The following is a 19,104-nucleotide window of genomic DNA, read 5'->3' as shown; positions in this document are numbered from 1 at the left end:
TTCCCAGCAAGCTCGGATACCGGCACGCCGAAAGGCGGCTGTAAGAACGGGAGCAACTGATGCGTATTGCCGTCTTGACGGAGACGGACCCGACAGAACCACGGGTCGCGGCCGTCCCAGAAACGGTCAAGAAGTTCATAGGTCTGGGGTCCGATGTCGTCGTGCAATCGGGAGCCGGCGCCAAGGCCGGCGTGCCCGATGGCGAGTACGAGGCCGCCGGCGCCAAGATCGCCGGAAGCGCCGAGGAAGCTCTCTCCGGCGCCGACCTCGTCCTGAAGGTCCGCCGTCTCAATGCCGAGGAACTGGGCAAGACCCAGAAGGGCGCCACGGTCGTCGCGATCATGGACCCCTACGGGCACGAGGACGCGCTGAAGGCTGCCGCCGAGGCCGGTGTCAACACCTTCGCCATGGAGCTGATGCCCCGCATCACCCGCGCGCAGGTGATGGACGTCCTCTCCTCGCAGGCGAACCTCGCCGGCTACCGCGCCGTGGTCGATGGCGCCGCCGAGTACGGCCGCTCCCTGCCGATGATGATGACCGCCGCCGGCACCGTTCCGGCCGCGCGCATCTTCATCATGGGCGTCGGCGTCGCCGGCCTGCAGGCCATTGCCACCGCCCGCCGCATGGGTGCCGTGGTGACCGCCACCGACGTGCGGCCCGCCACCAAGGAACAGGTCGAATCGCTCGGCGCGAAGTTCGTCGCCGTCGAGGACGACGAGTTCAAGCAGGCCGAGACCTCCGGCGGCTACGCCAAGGAGATGTCGGCCGAGTACCAGAAGAAGCAGGCGGAGCTGGTCAAGGGCCACATCGCCAAGCAGGACATCGTCATCACCACGGCGCTGATCCCTGGCCGGCCCGCGCCGAAGCTCGTCTCCGAGGAGATGGTCGCTTCGATGAAGCCGGGCTCGGTGCTCGTCGACCTCGCGGTCGAGCGCGGCGGCAACGTCGCGGGCGCAAAGCCCGGTGAGATCGTCACCGTCGGCAACGGCGTGAAGATCGTCGGCCACGTCAACGTGCCGGGCCGCCTCGCGGCTACCGCGTCGAGCCTCTACGCCCGCAACCTCTACGCTTTCGTCGAGACCCTGATCGACAAGGAGTCGAAGGCGCTGGCGGTGCAGTGGGACGACGAACTCGTCAAGGCCACCAATCTGACCCGCGACGGTCAGGTGGTCCACCCCAACTTTCAGCCCAAAGCCTGATCGGTCGCGGAGGATCTCACCATGGCAACCCCCCTTCCGCCCGTCTCACCTGCAGAGCAGGCCCAGGCCGCTGCCTCGGCCGCGCGCGCCGCGGCTGACATCGCCCATCAGAACGCCGCCCAAGCGCAGTCGATCGCCGACTCGCTCGGGCACGGCATCGCCGCCGCCACCCACGGCGCCGTCGATCCCACGGTGTTCCAGCTCGCGATCTTCGTGCTCGCGATCTTCGTCGGCTACTACGTTGTCTGGTCGGTGACCCCGGCCCTGCACACGCCGCTGATGTCGGTGACCAACGCGATCTCGTCGGTCATCATCGTCGGTGCGCTCCTGGCGGCCGGCGTGCCGCTCATCGAGAAGGGCACCGGCTGGGCCCGCTTCTTCGGCTTCATCGGCATCGTCCTCGCCTCCGTGAACATCTTCGGCGGCTTCCTCGTCACCCAGCGCATGCTCGGCATGTACAAGAAGAAGGCCTGAGGCGATGTCGGAAAACGTCTCATCCCTTCTCTACATCGTCGCCGGCGTCCTGTTCATCATGGCGCTGCGGGGGCTCTCGCACCCCACCACGTCGCGACAGGGTAACCTGTACGGCATGATCGGCATGGCACTCGCCGTGCTCACGACCCTGGTCGGCCATCCGCCGGCCGGGTTCGGCGCCTGGATCCTGGTGCTGCTCGGCCTCGGCATTGGCGGTGGCGCCGGTGCCGTGATCGCCAAGCGGGTGCCGATGACGGCGATGCCGCAGCTCGTCGCGGCCTTCCACTCGCTCGTCGGCCTCGCCGCCGTGGCGGGTGCGGCGGCCACGCTCTACGCTCCCCAGGCGGTCGGCATCCTCGAGAACGGCCACATCCACAAGGAGTCGCTGTTCGAGATGGCGCTGGGCGCGGCGATCGGCGCGATCACCTTCACCGGGTCGGTCATCGCCTTCGCCAAGCTCGACGGGCGCATGTCCGGCAAGCCGATCATGTTGCCGCAGCGGCACGCCATCAACATCGCGCTGGGCATCGCCCTGGTGGTGCTGATCGCCGTGTTCATCGGCAACGAGAGCAAGCTCGTCTTCTGGCTGATCGTGCTCCTGTCCTTCACCCTGGGCGGACTGCTCATCATCCCGATCGGCGGCGCGGACATGCCCGTCGTCGTCTCGATGCTGAACTCCTACTCGGGCTGGGCGGCGGCCGGCATCGGCTTCACCCTGGGCAACCTCGCGCTGATCATCACAGGTTCGCTGGTCGGCTCGTCGGGCGCGATCCTGTCCTACATCATGTGCAAGGCGATGAACCGGTCGTTCATCTCGGTCATCCTCGGCGGCTTCGGCGGTGATTCCGCCGCGGCGGCCGGTGGCGGCCAAGTCGAGACGCGCCCCGTCAAGCAGGGCTCGGCCGACGACGCGGCTTACATCATGAAGAACGCCGAGCGCGTCATCATCGTGCCGGGCTACGGCATGGCGGTCGCCCAGGCTCAGCATAGCCTCCGCGAGATGGTGGACATGCTGAAGAAGGAAGGCGTCGAGGTGAAGTACGCCATCCACCCGGTGGCAGGCCGCATGCCGGGGCACATGAACGTGCTCCTGGCCGAAGCCAACGTGCCCTACGACGAGGTGTTCGAGCTGGAAGACATCAACGGCGAGTTCCCGCAGGCCGACGTGGCCTTCGTGATCGGCGCCAACGACGTCACCAACCCGGCTGCCAAGACCGACAAGGCCTCGCCGATCTACGGCATGCCGATCCTCGACGTGGAGAAGGCCAAGACCGTTCTCTTCATCAAGCGCGGCATGGGCTCCGGCTATGCCGGCGTCGAGAACGAGGTGTTCTTCCGCGACAACACGATGATGTTGTTCGGTGACGCCAAGAAGGTCGTCGACTCGATCGTCAAGAACCTCTGACCGGTCCATACGACCGGCAGCGCGGCGGGGCGGGCGAGCAATCGCCTGCCCCGTTGTCGTTTGCGGGGCGCAGCCTCGGCGCGCGAAAGCGACTATGGTCGGCCGCGTGACCGCCGCCATGCTCATCGATCCGCCCTCGGGCCTCCCGCGTCCATTCCTCGACGTCACCGCCTCGGCGCTCGGGCGGCCCTGGCGCGAGCGCTGCGGCGATCCGAGCCTCCAAGCGCTCGCCGTGACGATGACCCAGGCCTATGGCCTGCCCGATCTGCTCGCGCGCGTTCTCGTCGGGCGCGGCGTACGGCCGGCGGAGGCGGAAGCCTACCTCGCCCCGCGTCTGCGCGACCTAATGCCGGACCCCTCCGTCCTCGTGGATATGGAGGCGGCGGTCGAGCGGCTTGCCCATGCCGTGCGCGCCCGCGAAGCGGTGGCGATCTTCGGCGATTACGACGTCGACGGCGCGTCGAGCGCGGCCCTGCTTGCCGATTATCTTCGAGCCCTCGGCGTACCGGTTCGCATCCACATTCCCGACCGCATTACGGAAGGGTACGGCCCCAATGTCGGCGCCGTCACGACCCTCCGGGAGGAGGGCGCGGGCCTACTGGTCTGCGTCGATTGCGGCACCGCCGGCCATGAGCCGCTGGCCGCCGCCGCGGCCCTGGGCCTCGACGTGATCGTGCTCGACCACCATGGCGCGCCGGAAGAGCTTCCTCAGACGCGCGCCCTGGTCAACCCGAACCGTCTCGACGACCTGTCCGGCCTCGGCCATCTCTGCGCGGCGGGCGTGGTCTTCATGACCCTCGTCGCACTGGCCCGTCGACTGCGGCGGGATGGCGTCTTCGCAACATCCGCCGAGCCGCGCCTCACCGACTTCCTCGACCTGGTCGCCCTCGCCACCGTCGCCGACGTGGTGCCGCTGACCGGTCTCAACCGCGCCTTCGTCGTCCAGGGGCTTGCGGTGATGCGCGGGCGCGGGCGTCCGGGACTGGCAGCACTGCTCGATGCGGCCGGACTGAGCGAGCCGCCCGAGGCGTGGCATCTCGGCTTTCTCCTCGGGCCGCGCATCAATGCCGGCGGGCGGATCGGCGATGCCGGTCTCGGCGCGCGGCTTCTCACCACGGCCGATCCGATGGAGGCCCGTCGCATCGCCGACGAACTCGATCGGCTCAACCGCGAGCGGCAGGCCATCGAGGCGCAGGCCGTCGCCGAGGCCGAGGCGGAGATGGATGCGTACCTGACCCGCGATCCCGACCGTCCGATCCTGATCGCCGCCTCTCCGGAATGGCATCCCGGCATTGTCGGCCTCATCGCAGCCCGGCTCAAGGAGCGATTCGGCCGGCCGGCATTCGCCTTCGCGGTGAAGCCAGATGGCAGCGCCGTCGGCTCCGGCCGTTCCGTCGTCGGGGCGGATCTCGGCGGTGCCGTGCGCGCCGCGGTCGAGGCGGGGCTTGCGGTCAAAGGCGGTGGGCACGCCATGGCCGCGGGCGTGACCCTCCCGCCCGGAGGCCTCACCGCCTTCGGGGAAAGCCTCACCGGTGATCTCGTCGAGGCGGTCGGCCGGGCCCGTGCCGCCGAGGCGCTGCTGATCGACGGCACCGTGAGCGCCGGAGGAGCGACCGCCGAACTCGTGCGCCTGATCCAGCGGGCCGGCCCGTTCGGGCAGGGGGCGCCCGAGCCGGTGATGGCGTTGCCCCGCCACCGCATTGTCGATGCCGGGATCGTCGGCAACGGGCATGTCCGCGCCCGCCTCGTCAGCGGGGACGGGCAGGCGGTCGGCGCGATCGCCTTCAGGGCCGCGCAGGGACCGCTGGGCGTCGCCCTGCTCGGCGGGATCGGCCGGAGCTTCCACATCGCCGGAACCCTGTCATGCGACCGCTGGCGGGGGGCGGAGCGGGCTCAGGTCCGAATCTGCGATGTGGCGCCCTGTGGATAGAAATTGGGCCGAGCAGATCGGTTGACACCCGTTCGCGCCCTAATCATAAGGACCTCGCCCGCCGCGAAAGACACGCGGTGACCCGGTTTGGGGGAATGTCCCGAGCGGCAAAGGGGGCGGACTGTAAATCCGCTGCGTAAGCTTCGTAGGTTCGAGTCCTACTTCCCCCACCAAACTTCACGTTCAAAAATTTCGGCCGACCATTCCGCCTCTTGCAGCGTTTGTCGATCGGGTTGATTGGCGGGGCGGCAGGCGACTCGAGCCCCTCGGCGACGCAACCTGAAGCGAATGCCTGCGGCCGTACGCCCTCGGCCCGGTGGCATGATTCTGTTCACAGCTCAATGCTTTCGGATGCCAAAATAACGTACGTTAGTTCAGCTCGATTTCGAGAGCGCTAGGTTGCCTCGACTAGGCCAAGGAAACCCAGTGGCAAACCTGCTCGTCCGCAAGCTGGAAAACTTCATTCGCCTCACTTCCGAAGAGAAGCAGGCGTTGGAGAAGATCGCTCAGCCGACACGAAGGCTGGGACCGCGTGAAGACGTGGTCCGCGACGGTGACCGGCCGCGTCATGTCAACGTCGTGCTCGAAGGCTGGGCTTGCCGTTACAAGCAACTCGAGGATGGACGCCGTCAGGTTATCTCGATCTTTCTGCCCGGTGATCTGTGCGATCCGCATGTCTTCGTGCTGCGGAAGATGGACCACTCTCTCGGTACGTTGACCTCGGTGGTTCTCGCCGAAATTTCGGAAGCCGCAATACGGGAGATCTCCGTCCAATTTCCGCGTGTGGCGGAGGCGCTGTGGTGGGAAATGCTCGTGACGTCGGCGATCCAGCGCGAATGGACCGTCAGCCTCGGTCAGCGATTGGCGACCGAGCGGCTCGGGCATCTGTTCTGCGAGTTGTTCCTGCGTCTGCGCGCCGTCGGCATGACGAGCGATACCAGTTGCGAGTTCCCGATCACCCAGGCCGATCTCGGCGATGCGATGGGACTCTCCACGGTCCACATCAATCGCACCCTCAAGGAATTGCGGGCGGAAGGTTTGATCCGGCTGCGCGGCCGACAGCTGACGATTCCGGACTTTCCGGCACTCCAGGCCGCCTCGCTGTTCGACCCGTCCTATCTCCATCATGAGCGCGATTCGTCAGTCATGGACGAGGATTAAGGATCGGCGACTGGCCGATTCATCCTACCAAAGTCAGCGAACGGCTAGGTCATGAACCAGGATCCGCGCGACGCACGCATCGAGGAGTTGGAGGCCGAGAATCGGCGCCTGCGCCGCTTCCTCGACGAGACGGGCTTACCTGCGGAACTACGTCACAAGGTGCGCAACACGCTTTCCATGCTGCGGGCGATCATCCGACGCTCCGCCGAGACGAGCGATTCCGTCGAGTCCTATGTCGCTCATCTCGACGGACGGCTCGACGCGCTCGCCCGCGTGCTCAATGCCCTGATGCGCAGCGTACCCGAGGGGATCGGCCTGCACTCCCTCGTCGCGGATGAACTTCTTGTCCATCTCGCGCGCGAGGGGGAACAGGTGGCGATTTCCGGCCCGAGCCTCTTTCTGCGCCCCGGCGCGGCGGAGGTGCTGGCCATGGCCATCCACGAACTCGCCGTGAACGCCGTCGAGCACGGCGCCCTGACGGTGCCGCAGGGATGCATCCACGTCACCTGGACGCTGTCGCAGCCGGTAGAGTCGGCTGGCTCCCGCCCGCGATTGACCTTCGTCTGGGAAGAAAGCGGTCTCGCCGACCTCAAGCCAGCGCCGTCGCACTGCGGCTTCGGCATGGAAGTGCTCAAACGCAGCCTCCGCTACGAGTTGAAGGCGGAGACGACCCTCGCCTTCGAACCGCAGGGTCTGCGCTGTACGATCAGTCTGCCGCTGCCGGCTCAGATCACGGTCATCGGAGACGAAGAGTAGGGCCGCGTCCCCGAACGCGCCGCGTGTCACGGCGGCCAGCCCCGAACTGCGGCGCATCGGGTACACCCGGCCGTTGTCCGCTCACCATTTCTCGATCTCGCACTGTGCCAAGCGGGGCCGGGGTAGCCGCGCATGGGATCGACGGGTACTTAATACGTGGATGCTTTCCTGGAGGCATCGCCCGTCACGAGCAGCGGACCCCACCCAGCGAATGCATGTCCGGATGAACTGCCTGCTGCGTTCGCCGGTCTTTGGTGGCGTTCTTCTGAGTGTCGCGGCTTTGGTCCTGCTGCCGCAGCCGGCCGCAGCCTTCGACCTGTTCGGCTTGTTCGGCTCGGACGAGGAGCCGCCGGCGCCGAGCGCGACGGCACTGCCTTACAGCCTTCGGATCACCGGCACCGACGACTCGGACATTCTCCGGGCCCTGCAAGACACCTCGACGCTCCACCGCCTGCGCCAGGAGGCGCCGCCGGACGGGGAGGGGCTGGTGCGGCGCGCCGAGGCAGACCTACGCCGCCTGACCGATGTGTTGTCCGGTTACGGCTATTATCAGGGCACCGTCTCGATCCGGATCGACGGCATCCCGGTGGGCGGCGAGGCATCTTTGTCCGCCGCCGCCCGTGCCGCGGAGGCGTCGCGCGCACGGGCGCTGGTTCCGGTCAAGATCGCGGTTGATCTCGGTCCCGCCTACACCCTGCGCACCGTGCGCGCCCTGGACCCCCGCGGCCGTCCGTTCTCGGACGAGGTGCTGCCGGAGCGCTTCACCCGCACCGGCGACGACGTTCCAGCCCGCTCGGCGACCGTGCTCGCCCGCGAGGCGAAGATCGTCGATCGCTTCCGCGCCCTCGGCCACCCCTTCGCCAAGGCCGTGACGCGCGATCCCGTCGTGGACGACGCGGCCCACGTCATGGACGTGACCTTCACCATCGATCCCGGGCCGATGGCCGGGCTCGGCGAAGTGTCGGTCAAGGCGACCAACGGGATCGATCCGGCGGTGATCCGCTCGTTCATCTATTCCGAGCCCGGCGATCCCTACTCGCCGAAGGCGGTCTCCGACATCCGTCGCTCGGTCGCCCGCATCGAGGGCCTCGGCGCGGTCCGCGTACGCGAGGGCGAAAGCCTCGATGCGCAGGGCAACCTGCCGATCTTCGTCGAGGTGAGCGAGCGCGAACGCAACCTCATCGGCGTCTCGGCGCGCTACTCCACGGTCGATGGGCCGGGCGTGCGCGCCTACTATGCCAACCGCAACCTCTGGGGCGGCGGCGAGACGCTGCGGCTCGACGCCGACATCTATTATCTCGGCCTCGGCTTCGATCCGTTCGCAACCCAGCGCAAGCTTGCCGGCATCGACACGACCGGCCTCGGCGGGCGCCTCTCGGCCACCTTCGTGAAGCCGGCACTCGGCGGCACCCGCAACGATCTGCTGGCGAACCTCTTCGTTACCCGCGAGGTGCAGCAGAGCTACTTCGTGGACGCGGCCGGGGCTTCGGTCGCGGTCCGCCACCGTTTCTCCGACACCTTCTCGGCCCAGATCGGCCTCGACGGGCAGGTCGGCCGATCGAAGGATGCCATCGGCACCGTCGATTACCGGCTGATCGGCGTGCCCCTCTCAGTCACCTACGACTCGACCGACAGTCTGCTCGACCCGACCGAGGGTTTCCGGGTGATCGCGTCGGCAGCGCCCTATCCCGGCTTCCTCGGCTCGGATCCGGGCATCTTCGTCGCGAAGGCGCAGGGCTCGACCTACTACGCGCTCGACGACGAGCGGAAATATGTGCTCGCCGGCCGCGTCGGCTTCGGCTCGGTCTCGGGCGCCCGGCTCGACGAGATCCCCGACAATTTCCGCTTCTTTGCAGGCGGCGGCGGCTCGGTGCGCGGCTTCGCCTTCCGCACGCTGGGGCCCCGCGGGCCGTTCAACCTGCCGATCGGCGGGCGCAGCCTTCTGGAGGCCTCGATCGAGGCCCGGATCAAGGTCACCGACACGATCGGCGTCGTGCCGTTCTTCGATGCGGGCACCGCCTTCGCCTCGACACTGCCGGATTTCGATGAGCGTATCCGCAAGGCGGCGGGCATCGGCGTCCGCTACTACACCGGCATCGGTCCGATCCGCGCCGATCTCGCCTTCCCACTCGACCGGATCAAGGGAAATCGCGAGCTGCCGGTAGCCCTGTACATCAGCCTCGGACAGGCGTTCTGAATGGCGTTTTCTGCTCGCGGACGACACCGTCGCAGCCCGGCCGCCACGGCGGGCGAGGGGAGGGGCCGAGACCGCGGCAGTGCTTTGTTCGCGGCCGCGTTCCTGTCAATCGCCCTGCTTCTCTCCGCCCTCATCGCCACCGACGACACCCGCGCCGCCGATGGCGAGAAGACGGTGCTCGGCGGCCTCCTGTCGAAGGCGCTCTCGACCCCCTCGTCGCAGGTCACGATCGGCGCCGTCGATGGCGCCCTGTCCTCGGACGCCACGATCCGCGACGTGGTCATCAGCGATTCCGACGGTCCGTGGCTGAAGCTCGACCGCGCTCGCTTGGTCTGGCGGCGCCTCGCGCTGCTGTCCGGTCGGCTCGAAGTCGACACTCTGGAGATCGGCCGCCTCGAAGTCCTGCGCAAGCCGGTACCCGGCCCGACGCCGGTCGAGGCCGATCCCGATGGCAGCCTGCTGCCGGACCTGCCGGTGAAGGTCGAGATCAAGAGCTTCGCGCTGGCCGAACTGGTGCTGGGCGAGAGCGTCGCGGGCCAACCGGCGCGGCTCGCCGGTGATGGCAAGGCCAAGCTCGGAAACCCCTCCGAGGGGCTGGACGTCAGCGCCGATTTCCGCCGCCTCGACGCGGCCGGTCGCTTCATCGCCCGGCTCCTGTTCGTGCCCAAGGGCGAGCGCCTGGAACTGAAGGCGAGCCTCGTCGAGCCACAGGGCGGGCTTCTCTCGAAGGCCGCGAACCTCCCCGGCACACCGCCGATCAACTTCGACCTCGACGGTCGCGGCACCCTCGATTCCTTCAATGCGAAGCTCGATTTCGACGCCGGCCCGGACATCGGTGCCAAAGGCGGCGCGCGCCTCTCGCGCATCGGCACGGACCGTCGCCTGAGCCTCGACCTGACCTCGCGCATCGAGGGCCTCGTGCCGGGCCCGGCCGCGGCGATCTTCTCCGGTGAGACCAAGCTCGACGGCGGCATGGCCTTCTCCGATACGGGGTCGTTCCGCATCGACCGGCTCGACCTTGCCTCGCGCACCGCGCGGCTCGCGGTCGGCGGAACCCTCACCGCCGACCGGGTCGCGGATTTCACGATCTCGGCGCGGGCGGTCCCGACCGAGGGCGGCGTCACCAAGGCGGCGGATGCCGAGTTGGACACCCTCGTCTTCGACGGCAGCCTGAAGGGGCTGCTCTCGGCGCCGCGGGTGAAGGGCAACCTCAAGGCCGCCGGTCTGCGCACCAGCGAATCGAGCCTGGAGCGCATCGATGCCGTGCTGAACGTCGAGCCGACGGGCACCGATAAGGCGCAACGATTCGCTATCACCGCCGATGCGGCCATGGACGGCCTGCGTCTCGCCGATCCCGCGCTACGCCGTGCCGTCGGCAGCCGCGCCAAGCTCACCTTACGCGCCGCCGCCGGCTCGGACGGCGTATTGGATGTCACCACCCTGACCGTCGAGTCGGAGACGGCCCGCGCCGCCTATGCCGGACGGATCGGGCAGAACACGCTGGCCGGCACACTCGAGGCAGCTTTGTCCGATGTCGGCGCTTTCTCGGGCATCGTCGGCCGGACCCTCGCCGGTCGTCTCGATGCCAAGGCGGTCTTGAGCGGTGATCCCGCCCGCAAGGCTCTTTCCGCCGACCTCGACCTGCGGGGCGGCGGTCTCGTGCTGGGCGAGGCGACCGCCGATCGGCTCGTCGGCCGCACTCCGGCACTGACGGGACGCGTCTCGCAGACCTATGACGGCTACGGTTTCGAGCGCCTGCGCTTCGAGGGCGCGGGGCTCGTCGCCACCCTCCAGGGGCAGGCGAACGCCAAGACCGCCGATGTCGCCGCCCGCGTCGATCTCAAGAACCTCTCCGCCTTCGACGAGCGCCTGTCCGGGCCGGCGAGCGCCGATGCGCGGCTGACCGGCTCCCTGCTCAAGCCGGCCGTCACCGCCGCGCTCCGCGCACCGGAGGTGAGCGCCAACGGGCGTCCGATTCGGGATCTGCGCCTCGATGCGGCGCTGAACGACCTCCGCGACGCCCTGGACGGCACGCTGCGCATGACCGGCGATATCGCCGGCAAGCCGTTGCGGGCCGAGGCCCACATCGCCCGGCCGAGCCGGAGCGACTACGCCCTCGACCGGCTTGCCTTCGCTCTCGGCTCCGTCGCCGCGGACGGACAAGCGGTCCTCAATGCCGACAGCCTCCTCGCCGAAGGAGCTCTGACGGTCCGCGCCGGGGATCTCGGCGACCTGTCACCGCTCGCGCTTGCACCCATGGGCGGCAGCCTCGATGCGGCGGTGACCCTCACCCGCGCGGGCGGGCGTCAGGACGCGACGATCCGTGCCACGGGTTCCAGCCTGCGCTACGACACGTTCGGCCTCGCCAAGCTCGACGCGGATCTCACCGGCCGCGATCTTCGAGCGCATCCGGTCATCGACGGCCATGCCGATATCGGGCGGCTCGTGGCGGCGGGCCAGAGCGTCGATACGGTGCGGCTCACCGCCAACGGCACCGCGGCGGCGAGTGACATCACCCTCACCGCCCAGGCCCGCGGCTTCGCGCTTGATGGCGCCGCGCGGCTGATCCCGGCCGAGCGCACGCGGATCGAGATTGCCCGGTTCTCGGCGCAGCGCGGCGGCGACCGTCTGGCGCTGGCTGGCCCCGCCGCGATCACGCTCGACGGTGGCTCCGCGCTGATCGAGAATCTGGTCGTGGCCGCGGGCTCCGGCCGGATCAGCGTTCAGGGGCGGGCCGGGTCCGATCTCGACCTCAAGCTCGGCATCCGTGCCCTGCCGCTGTCGCTCGCGCGGATTGCGAGCCCGAGCCTCGCGCTCTCCGGCACGCTGGAGGGCGAGGCGGACCTGCACGGGACCGCCGCGCGGCCGGAAGGGCGCTATGCCCTCACCGTCGCCGGCCTCGTGACGCCGGAGACCCGCAAGGCCGGCCTGCCGCCGATCACCGCGCGGGCGAACGGTCGGCTCAATGACGGCGAGGCCAGCATCGACGGGCGGGTCTCGGCCGGGCGCGGCGCCGACGTGACCGTAACGGGCACAGTACCCGTCGAAGCCGGCGGCTGGTTGAATCTCCGCGCCCGCGGCAACCTCGACGCGGCGCTCGCCAACTCGATGCTGAGCGGGAGCGGGCAGCGGGTCGCCGGCCGTATCGGGCTCGATGCGGGCGTGGCCGGCACGGTCGCGGCGCCGAAGGTGGAAGGTTCGGCGACGCTTTCGGGGGGCAGCCTCACCGATCCGATCAACGGCATCCGCATCACCGACATCCAGGGTCGGGTGACGGGCCGGGGCGACACGATCGTCATCGAGCGGCTGACCGCGGCGACCCGCAATGGCGGGCGCCTCTCCGTGGACGGGCGCGTCGCCGTCGAACCGGCCTCCGGCTTTCCCGGCACGCTTCGCATCACCGCCGACCGGGCCGAACTGGTGTCGAGCCCGCTGATGACGGCCGTCTCAAGCCTCAACCTTGCCCTCTCGGGGCCGCTCGCCCGCAAACCGGTCATCAAGGGCCGGATCGATGTCGTGTCCATCGATGTCTCGGTGCCCGACCGCCTGCCCGCAACGGTGCAGCCGCTTCCGGGCATCCGACGGGTGAACGTGACCCCGGAGGTGCGCGAGCGCCTCACCAAGCGGGCCGAGCGCAAGGCGCAGATCGACGCAGCCGGCCGCCGGAAGAAGGCAACCCCGCCCTTCGATGCCGGTCTGGACGTGATCGTGAGTGCGCCGAGCCGCATCTTCGTGCGCGGACGCGGCATCGACGCGGAGCTCGGCGGCGAACTGCACGTCACCGGCTCCTCGCGCGACCCGCAGGCCAACGGCGACTTCTCGCTGCGCCGCGGCGTGTTCAGCCTCGGCGGACAGCGCCTCGATTTCACCCGGGGCCGGGTGTTCTTCGCCGGCGACATCGCCCAGCCCGACCTCGACTTCGCTGCCGAGACCAAGGCCGCCGACGTCACCGCCCGCGTCGCGGTCACCGGCCCCGCCGCGCAGCCCGTCTTCGCGCTTTCCTCAGATCCGAGCCTGCCACAGGACGAGATCCTCTCGCGCATCCTGTTCAAGAAGGCGGCGGCCGGGCTCTCGGCGTTCCAGGCGCTGCAATTGGCTCAGGCCGTGGCGCAGCTTTCCGGCGGGGCAGGGGGCCCCGACGTGTTCGAGGCGGCCCGCAAGGGGCTCGGCCTCGACAGCCTCGATGTCTCGACGGGCGCGAGCGGCGGCCCGGCGGTCGGCGCCTCGCGCTACATCAACGACCGCATCAGCGTCGGCGTGAAGGCCGGCGCCAAGCCCGCCGACACCGCCGCGACGATCAACTACGACGTGACGCGGCGGATCAAGCTGAACGGCGAGGCCGGCAGTGATGGCCGCACCTCGGTCGGCGTCGGCGCGGAGTGGGAGTGGTGACGCGCTAACAGTCACCGAGCCCGTCGCCGCCCTCGCGCTCGGCGCGGTCATAGTGCAGCAGGACGACCTGTCCGAAGAAGACGGCCGCTGGCCTTGCCATCCGTTTCGCCCGGCGATGACCCGCTTGGATCGACGTACGATCCGCTCAACCCCGTGAGCAGCGGTGCATAGCCGTTCGCGGCCGACCGTAAATCGCCGGATGTGATCCGAAGCGTTTTCTCGGAGCGGGTCAGGGACCAAGTCATATCGGGATGCTAGCGAGCGTATTGCCCCGTAAATTTCGGGTTGCTACCAGCCTAACACGTTTAAACAGTAGATTTATTCCTGATTATAATTTCGACTTTGTGCAAAGCTGTTGCATTATCTCGGATGTGTTCTTACGCACTTGGCTTCCATTATGAGATTTATATTTAATCAATTTGCCTCTTGTTTGGGCCGCGCTCTGCAAGACAGGAGAAATTTGTTGTTTCGTGGATTAAGCCGCGCACTGGGTCTGCTTGCTGCCGTCGCGCCTATCCTGCTGCCGACGTTGGCGCTGGCTCGGCGCACGATGGACCTACAAGGCCCCGGCGATCCCAATCGGATGTACTGCGATATCGTGGTGAAACGTCCCGGCGGAAACCCGACGCAGGACATGACCGGCTCGATCGGCCACGCAAAGAGCTATCAAAGCGGCGGCCGTCGAGCGAACCCGCTGATCTGTCATCTCCCCGGAACACGCTGAACGCATCGCGATGCGCCGTGGAGGGAGGGATCGCGACAGTTCGTTTAAAATAGATCCAATCGTGACGGATCGATTGCAGTCAAAGACCGGTCAGATTTGGTGAGAGGCGGCGCATATTTGGAATAGACGCCCAGACATAAGAAGAATCCGCAAGATATGAGAAGGATCCGCAATCGAACAGGGAGACGAAGCGTGAATGGAACGACATCTTTGAGAATCGCGGTCGTCGGCGCGATCTGCCTGGTCGCGCCCACGGTCGCAAACGCGATGAATCATCCGGCGCAGACCGGGACGGGCGGTGGCCCGGAGACCACGATCACGGCCCCGCATGTCGCGCCGACAGGAAGAGTCATCCCTCGCCCGCAGGTCTTGGGCGCGCCGACAAGCGGCGAGGCCGCGCAGAAGCCTGAACCTCAGTTCAAGGACAGTTTCCTCATGAAGGATATCTGTGTCGGCTGCTGAACCGGATCAGGCGAAGCCGATATCGATCCGGACGAAAACCCTTTGACACGAAGAGAAGACCGGCGCCGTCGCACCGGGCTTCTCTCAACCGGCGGGCTCCTACGGCTCCTTGAAGCCGTATTCCGGCACGCCTTCGTCGTTGCCGTAGTATTTGTAGGGCAGGAACTTGCCGGAAAGATTCATCTTCACCCGGTCGCCCTTGTTGTTGGGCTCGCGCTCCATCGTCATGTTGAAGTCGATCGCCGACATGATGCCGTCGCCGAACTCCTCCTGGATCAGTTCCTTCCAGGTCGTGCCATAGACCATCACCAACTCGTAGAAGCGGTAGACCAGCGGGTCGGTCGGCGGCATCTGCGGGATCGAGCCGCGATAGGGGGCCTCGTTCAGCATCCGCTCCTCGGCCTGGCTCAGCCCAAACAGCTTGGCGGCCTTGGCGGCCTGCGCCTTGGGCAGCTTCATCTGGCCCATGCAGGCGGCGGTGATGAGGATCGGTGAGATGCCGCCGATCTCCTCCTGAATGTACTTCCAGGTCCAGCCCTTCTCGCGCTTGATGTCGAGAAGCTTCTCGGTGAGGTCTTCGCGCTTCATGCTTGTCTCCCTGCGGGCGGGCCGTTCCGGCGTGTCCCGAGGTGCCGGAACGAGCCTGGGACGACGCACCGACGTGTTCGCTGCGTCTTCACCCAGTCGTTTGGCAAGCGACGTGCCATATCGGCAACGCGGCGCAACTCTCGTATCTGCAGAGACTTAGCACCTCGTGGCTCGGCTACGACATTTCGCATATGACGAAATCCCGTAGTGATGATGCGAGATTTCGCAGTGATGACAGCGACGTCGAGGCAGGCAGCCATGTCGGATTACGGCCGCGCCTTCGATGAGAATGGCGAAGCGATGCTGGTTTTCGAGCCGCTGGCCGACCGCATCGCCGACGCGAATCCGGCCGCGATCCGCCTCCTCGGCCATTCGCGTGCAGCGCTGCGCGCCATGCCGGTGAGCGTCCTCCACCCCGATCAACGGCCCGCGCTCGTGGTATTCACCCAGGCTGTCCTCGCGGAGGGGCGATGGTGGACGCACACCCTCACGCCGCGCCACGGCGGCGGAAAGCCGTTGCAGCTCGAATATGCCGGCTGCGTCCTCTCGGGCGAGCCGACACGGCTGCTCGTCACCCTCTTTGATCTCGATGAGCGCGAGCGCCGCCGCATCGACCGGGAGGCCGAGGCGCATATGCGTGCCGGCCTGCCGGAATGGCAGCGCATGGAGCGCATCTTTCGCGACATCGAGCGCGGCAACCGGCTGATCCTGGGCGCGGCGGGGGAGGGAATCTACGGCGTCAATGCGGAGGGGATCACCACCTTCGTCAACCCGGCCGCGGAGCGGATGCTGGGATGGGCCTCGGCCGACCTCGTCGGCAAGGATATGCACGCCACCGTCCACCACACCCATCCGGGCGGCGCGCATTACCCGCATCGCGACTGCCCGATCTACGCGGCCTTCCGCGACGGAGCCGTGCATCAGGTCGATGGCGAGGTGTTCTGGCGCAAGGACGGCACCTGTTTTCCCGTCGAGTACACCTCGACGCCGATCCGCGAGAGCGGGCAATTGCTCGGCGCGGTGATCGTGTTTCGCGACGTCAGCCAGCGCCGGGAGGACGAGGACCGGCTGCGCGCGGCGCTCGCCGAGGTCGATTCCCTGCGCGAGCGCCTGGAGCAGGAGAACGCCTACCTGAAGGAGGAGATTCGCGCCGAGAGCCACCATCAGGGCATCATCGGGCGTAGCCCGGTCATGGAGGCGTTGCTGCGCCAGATCGACGTGGTCGCAGGCACCGATGCCACCGTCCTCGTCACCGGCGAATCCGGGACCGGGAAGGAGCTGATCGCCCGGGCGATCCACGAGGCGAGCCGCCGCCGCGAGCGGCCGCTGATCCGCGTGAACTGCGCAGCGATCCCGCGCGACCTGTTCGAGAGCGAGTTCTTCGGCCACGCCAAGGGCGCCTTCACCGGAGCCCTGCGCGACCGGATCGGACGGTTCGAACTCGCCGACGGCGGTACGCTGTTCCTCGACGAGGTCGGGGAAATTCCGCTCGACCTCCAGGGCAAGCTCCTGCGCGTCCTGCAAGAGCGCCAGTTCGAGCGGGTCGGCGAGGAACGCACCCGCGCGGTCGATATCCGGCTGATCGCCGCAACCAACCGCGACCTCAAGGAGGAGGTGCGCCGCGGGCGATTCCGTGAGGATCTCTACTTCCGCCTCAACGTCTTCCCCCTAACCTCCGCGCCCTTGCGAGAGCGCCGCGAGGACGTGCCGCTCATCGCGCAGCATGTCCTGAAGGCTGCCGCGCGGCGCCTGAACCGGACGGATCTGCGCCTGACCGAGGCCGACGCGCGGCGCCTGTCCCGTTACGACTGGCCGGGCAATGTGCGGGAGTTGGAGAATGTGATCGAGCGCGCCGCGATCCTCGCCGAGCGCGGGCGGCTGCGCTTCGATCTGCCGGAAGCCCGCAGCACCGGCCCTGTCACGCCCGCGCCGGAGCGCCCGGCGGATCTTGGCCGGCCGCTGTCGGAGGAGGAGCGCCGTGCCCGCGCGCGCAGCGAAATCGAGGCGGCGCTTCACATCAGCGGCGGAAAGGTCTTCGGTGCCGGCGGCGCGGCCGAACTCCTTGGTCTCAAGCCGACGACGTTGCGCTCGCGGATGAAGGTGCTCGGGATCGAACCGCTTTGACGGGCGGTGATCCCCATCCGAAACCGTGCCGAGGACCGGCGTTTCGCAGGGCTGTCATTTGCGCCTGCTTGGATATCGTCCGATATGTCCCGGCCGGACCGCTCCCCTCGACGGAGGGGCGCCGACCGCGCAGACACCCCTGTGTGCCGAGCCGAGCGATGCCTTGAGAGCGGAAACGACACGCGGTCGCGCGGCCCGAACACGCCGTCTCCTCGAGGGCGGCGCGTCGGTCCTCGCCCTGTCCGGTCTGCTCTGCGCCGCCTCCGTCCCGGCATGTGCCCAATCGCTGCCATCCCTGGCCCTACCGCTGACGGGTGCGGGCGGCGACCCGCAGACCGCGATCGCGCAATCGCGGACGTCGGATCAGGTGTCGGTGACGAACGAGGGCTCGATCCAGGATGCGCTCGGCCCCTACGGCGATCCGTTCGGCCTGCGCGCGGCGCTGGCCGCACGGGGCGTCACCTACGTCCTCACCTATATCGGCGAGGGGTTTTCCAGTGCCTCCGGCGGGCTACGGCGCGGGACGACCTTCGGCGGTCGCCTCGACACCTCGCTCGACATCGATCTCGACCGGCTCGCCGGCTGGAGCGGCGCCCGGTTTCACACCGACTTCTTCCAGATCCACGGGCACGGCCTGTCGCGGCGCTTCGTCAACAACCTGACGACGGTCAGCGGCATCGAGGCTTTGCCCTCGACCCGGCTGTTCGAGCTGTGGATCGAGCAGCGCTTCTTCGACGACCGGCTCTCGGTGAAGATCGGGCAGGTCTCGGCCGACACGGAGTTCGCCATCGCGCAGTCGGGGGTGGTGTTCATCAATGCCGGATTCGGCTGGCCGAATGTTGGCGCGGTCGTGATGCCGAGCGGCGGGCCGATCTATCCGCTGGCCACGCCGGCCATCCGCCTGAAATACGAGCCAACCGACGAACTCTCGCTGCAGGGTGGGCTGTTCAACGGCGACCCGGCGGGCAGTCCGGCCGGCGACGAGACCGATCCGGAGCGGCGCAACCGCACCGGCACAAGTTTCCGCGTCAATGACCCGGCACTGCTGATCGGCGAGGTGGCCTATGCCTATACCAGCCTGCCCGGTGCCGAGCGGCTGCCCGGCACCGCGACCCTGGGCGGCTGGTACCATTTCGGACGATTCGACAGCCCCCGCCTCGACGAAGTCCGGGGTCGGCTTCTGGCCGATCCCGAGGCGAGCGGGATCGCCCGGCGCTTTCGCGGCAATGCGGGCCTCTACGCGATGCTCGATCAGACGATCTATCGCGAGCCCGGCACGGTGAACGAGGGTGCCTCGGCCTTCCTGCGGGTCTCCGCCGTGCCGGCCGACCGCAACTTGATCGATCTCTACGTCGATGCGGGTGTGGCCTATCGCGGCCTGTTCGAGGGCCGCCCCAACGATACGCTGGGCCTCGGGGTGATCCATTCCCGCATCAGCCCGGCCGCCCGCGCCTTCGACCGGGATGTCCGCATCTTCGGGGCCGGATCGGGGCCGCTGCGCAGCAGCGAGACAGTGTTCGAGGCGACGTATCAAGCCGAAATGGTGCCCGGCCTCACCCTTCAGCCGGATCTCCAATACGTCATGCGGCCCGGCGGCGGTCTGGCCGACGAGCGCGGGCGCCGATTGCGCAACGCCACGGTTCTGGGTCTGCGCGCGACGGTCAACTACTGACAAGTGCGCCGGACTCGATG

General features: G+C 68.1%; 13 protein-coding genes and 1 tRNA gene. 13 read left to right on the top strand and 1 reads right to left on the bottom strand.

All coding sequences use genetic code 11. From position 1 onward, the window contains the following. The first annotated feature begins 59 nt into the window (after positions 1-59). The 11 genes from J2W78_RS15185 (at position 60) to J2W78_RS15135 (ending at position 14,700) form a co-directional block, all read left to right on the top strand. Positions 60-1,199, top strand: a complete 1,140-nt coding sequence (locus J2W78_RS15185; protein ID WP_253371802.1) for a Re/Si-specific NAD(P)(+) transhydrogenase subunit alpha — start codon at positions 60-62, stop codon at positions 1,197-1,199. 21 nt (positions 1,200-1,220) lie between these two features. Further along, entirely contained in the window at positions 1,221-1,673 is a 453-nt protein-coding gene (locus tag J2W78_RS15180) for a proton-translocating transhydrogenase family protein (protein ID WP_004446455.1), read from the top strand. 4 nt (positions 1,674-1,677) lie between these two features. Next, positions 1,678-3,078: an NAD(P)(+) transhydrogenase (Re/Si-specific) subunit beta gene (locus tag J2W78_RS15175; protein ID WP_253371801.1), complete on the top strand. Its 1,401-nt coding sequence runs from the start codon at positions 1,678-1,680 to the stop codon at positions 3,076-3,078. Positions 3,079-3,172: 94 nt separating this feature from the next. After that, positions 3,173-5,008 carry a single-stranded-DNA-specific exonuclease RecJ gene (recJ, locus tag J2W78_RS15170; RefSeq protein ID WP_253371799.1) on the top strand — a complete coding sequence of 612 codons (1,836 nt, stop codon included), beginning with the start codon at positions 3,173-3,175 and terminating at the stop codon, positions 5,006-5,008. Between the two features lie 89 nt (positions 5,009-5,097). Beyond that, positions 5,098-5,181 (top strand) — tRNA-Tyr (locus J2W78_RS15165). Positions 5,182-5,434: 253 nt separating this feature from the next. Then, complete coding sequence (locus J2W78_RS15160) at positions 5,435-6,169, top strand: Crp/Fnr family transcriptional regulator (RefSeq protein ID WP_253371797.1); 735 nt, start codon at positions 5,435-5,437, stop codon at positions 6,167-6,169. Between the two features lie 51 nt (positions 6,170-6,220). After that, positions 6,221-6,925, top strand: coding sequence for a sensor histidine kinase (locus tag J2W78_RS15155; RefSeq protein ID WP_253371795.1), 705 nt, complete (start codon positions 6,221-6,223; stop codon positions 6,923-6,925). A 211-nt stretch (positions 6,926-7,136) separates the two neighbouring features. Then, on the top strand, positions 7,137-9,122 hold the full coding sequence (locus J2W78_RS15150; RefSeq protein ID WP_253371793.1) for an autotransporter assembly complex protein TamA: 1,986 nt from the start codon (positions 7,137-7,139) through the stop codon (positions 9,120-9,122). After that, a complete protein-coding gene (locus J2W78_RS15145) occupies positions 9,123-13,514 on the top strand; it encodes a translocation/assembly module TamB domain-containing protein (protein ID WP_253371791.1) in 4,392 nt (1,463 codons plus the stop codon). Positions 13,515-13,977: 463 nt separating this feature from the next. Continuing rightward, entirely contained in the window at positions 13,978-14,238 is a 261-nt protein-coding gene (locus tag J2W78_RS15140; RefSeq protein ID WP_253371790.1) for a hypothetical protein, read from the top strand. 192 nt (positions 14,239-14,430) lie between these two features. Continuing rightward, positions 14,431-14,700 (top strand): hypothetical protein, encoded by a 270-nt coding sequence (locus J2W78_RS15135; protein WP_253371788.1) that lies wholly within the window; start codon positions 14,431-14,433, stop codon positions 14,698-14,700. A 99-nt stretch (positions 14,701-14,799) separates the two neighbouring features. Here J2W78_RS15135 and cynS read toward each other — a convergent pair whose 3' ends face one another. Then, complete coding sequence (gene cynS / locus J2W78_RS15130) at positions 14,800-15,288, bottom strand: cyanase (protein WP_253371786.1); 489 nt, start codon at positions 15,286-15,288, stop codon at positions 14,800-14,802. A gap of 258 nt (positions 15,289-15,546) precedes the next feature. Here cynS and J2W78_RS15125 point away from each other — a divergent pair, with 258 nt between their 5' ends. Continuing rightward, positions 15,547-17,412, top strand: coding sequence for a sigma 54-interacting transcriptional regulator (locus J2W78_RS15125; RefSeq protein WP_437178540.1), 1,866 nt, complete (start codon positions 15,547-15,549; stop codon positions 17,410-17,412). A 163-nt stretch (positions 17,413-17,575) separates the two neighbouring features. Next, a complete protein-coding gene (locus J2W78_RS15120; protein WP_253371783.1) occupies positions 17,576-19,084 on the top strand; it encodes a carbohydrate porin in 1,509 nt (502 codons plus the stop codon). Positions 19,085-19,104 lie beyond the last annotated feature (20 nt).

It is taken from the genome of Methylorubrum extorquens (genome assembly GCF_024169925.1).
Taxonomy (GTDB): domain Bacteria; phylum Pseudomonadota; class Alphaproteobacteria; order Rhizobiales; family Beijerinckiaceae; genus Methylobacterium; species Methylobacterium extorquens_A.
Note: the sequence above shows the minus strand (reverse complement) of the source record. Positions and strands in the feature narration are given on the sequence as shown.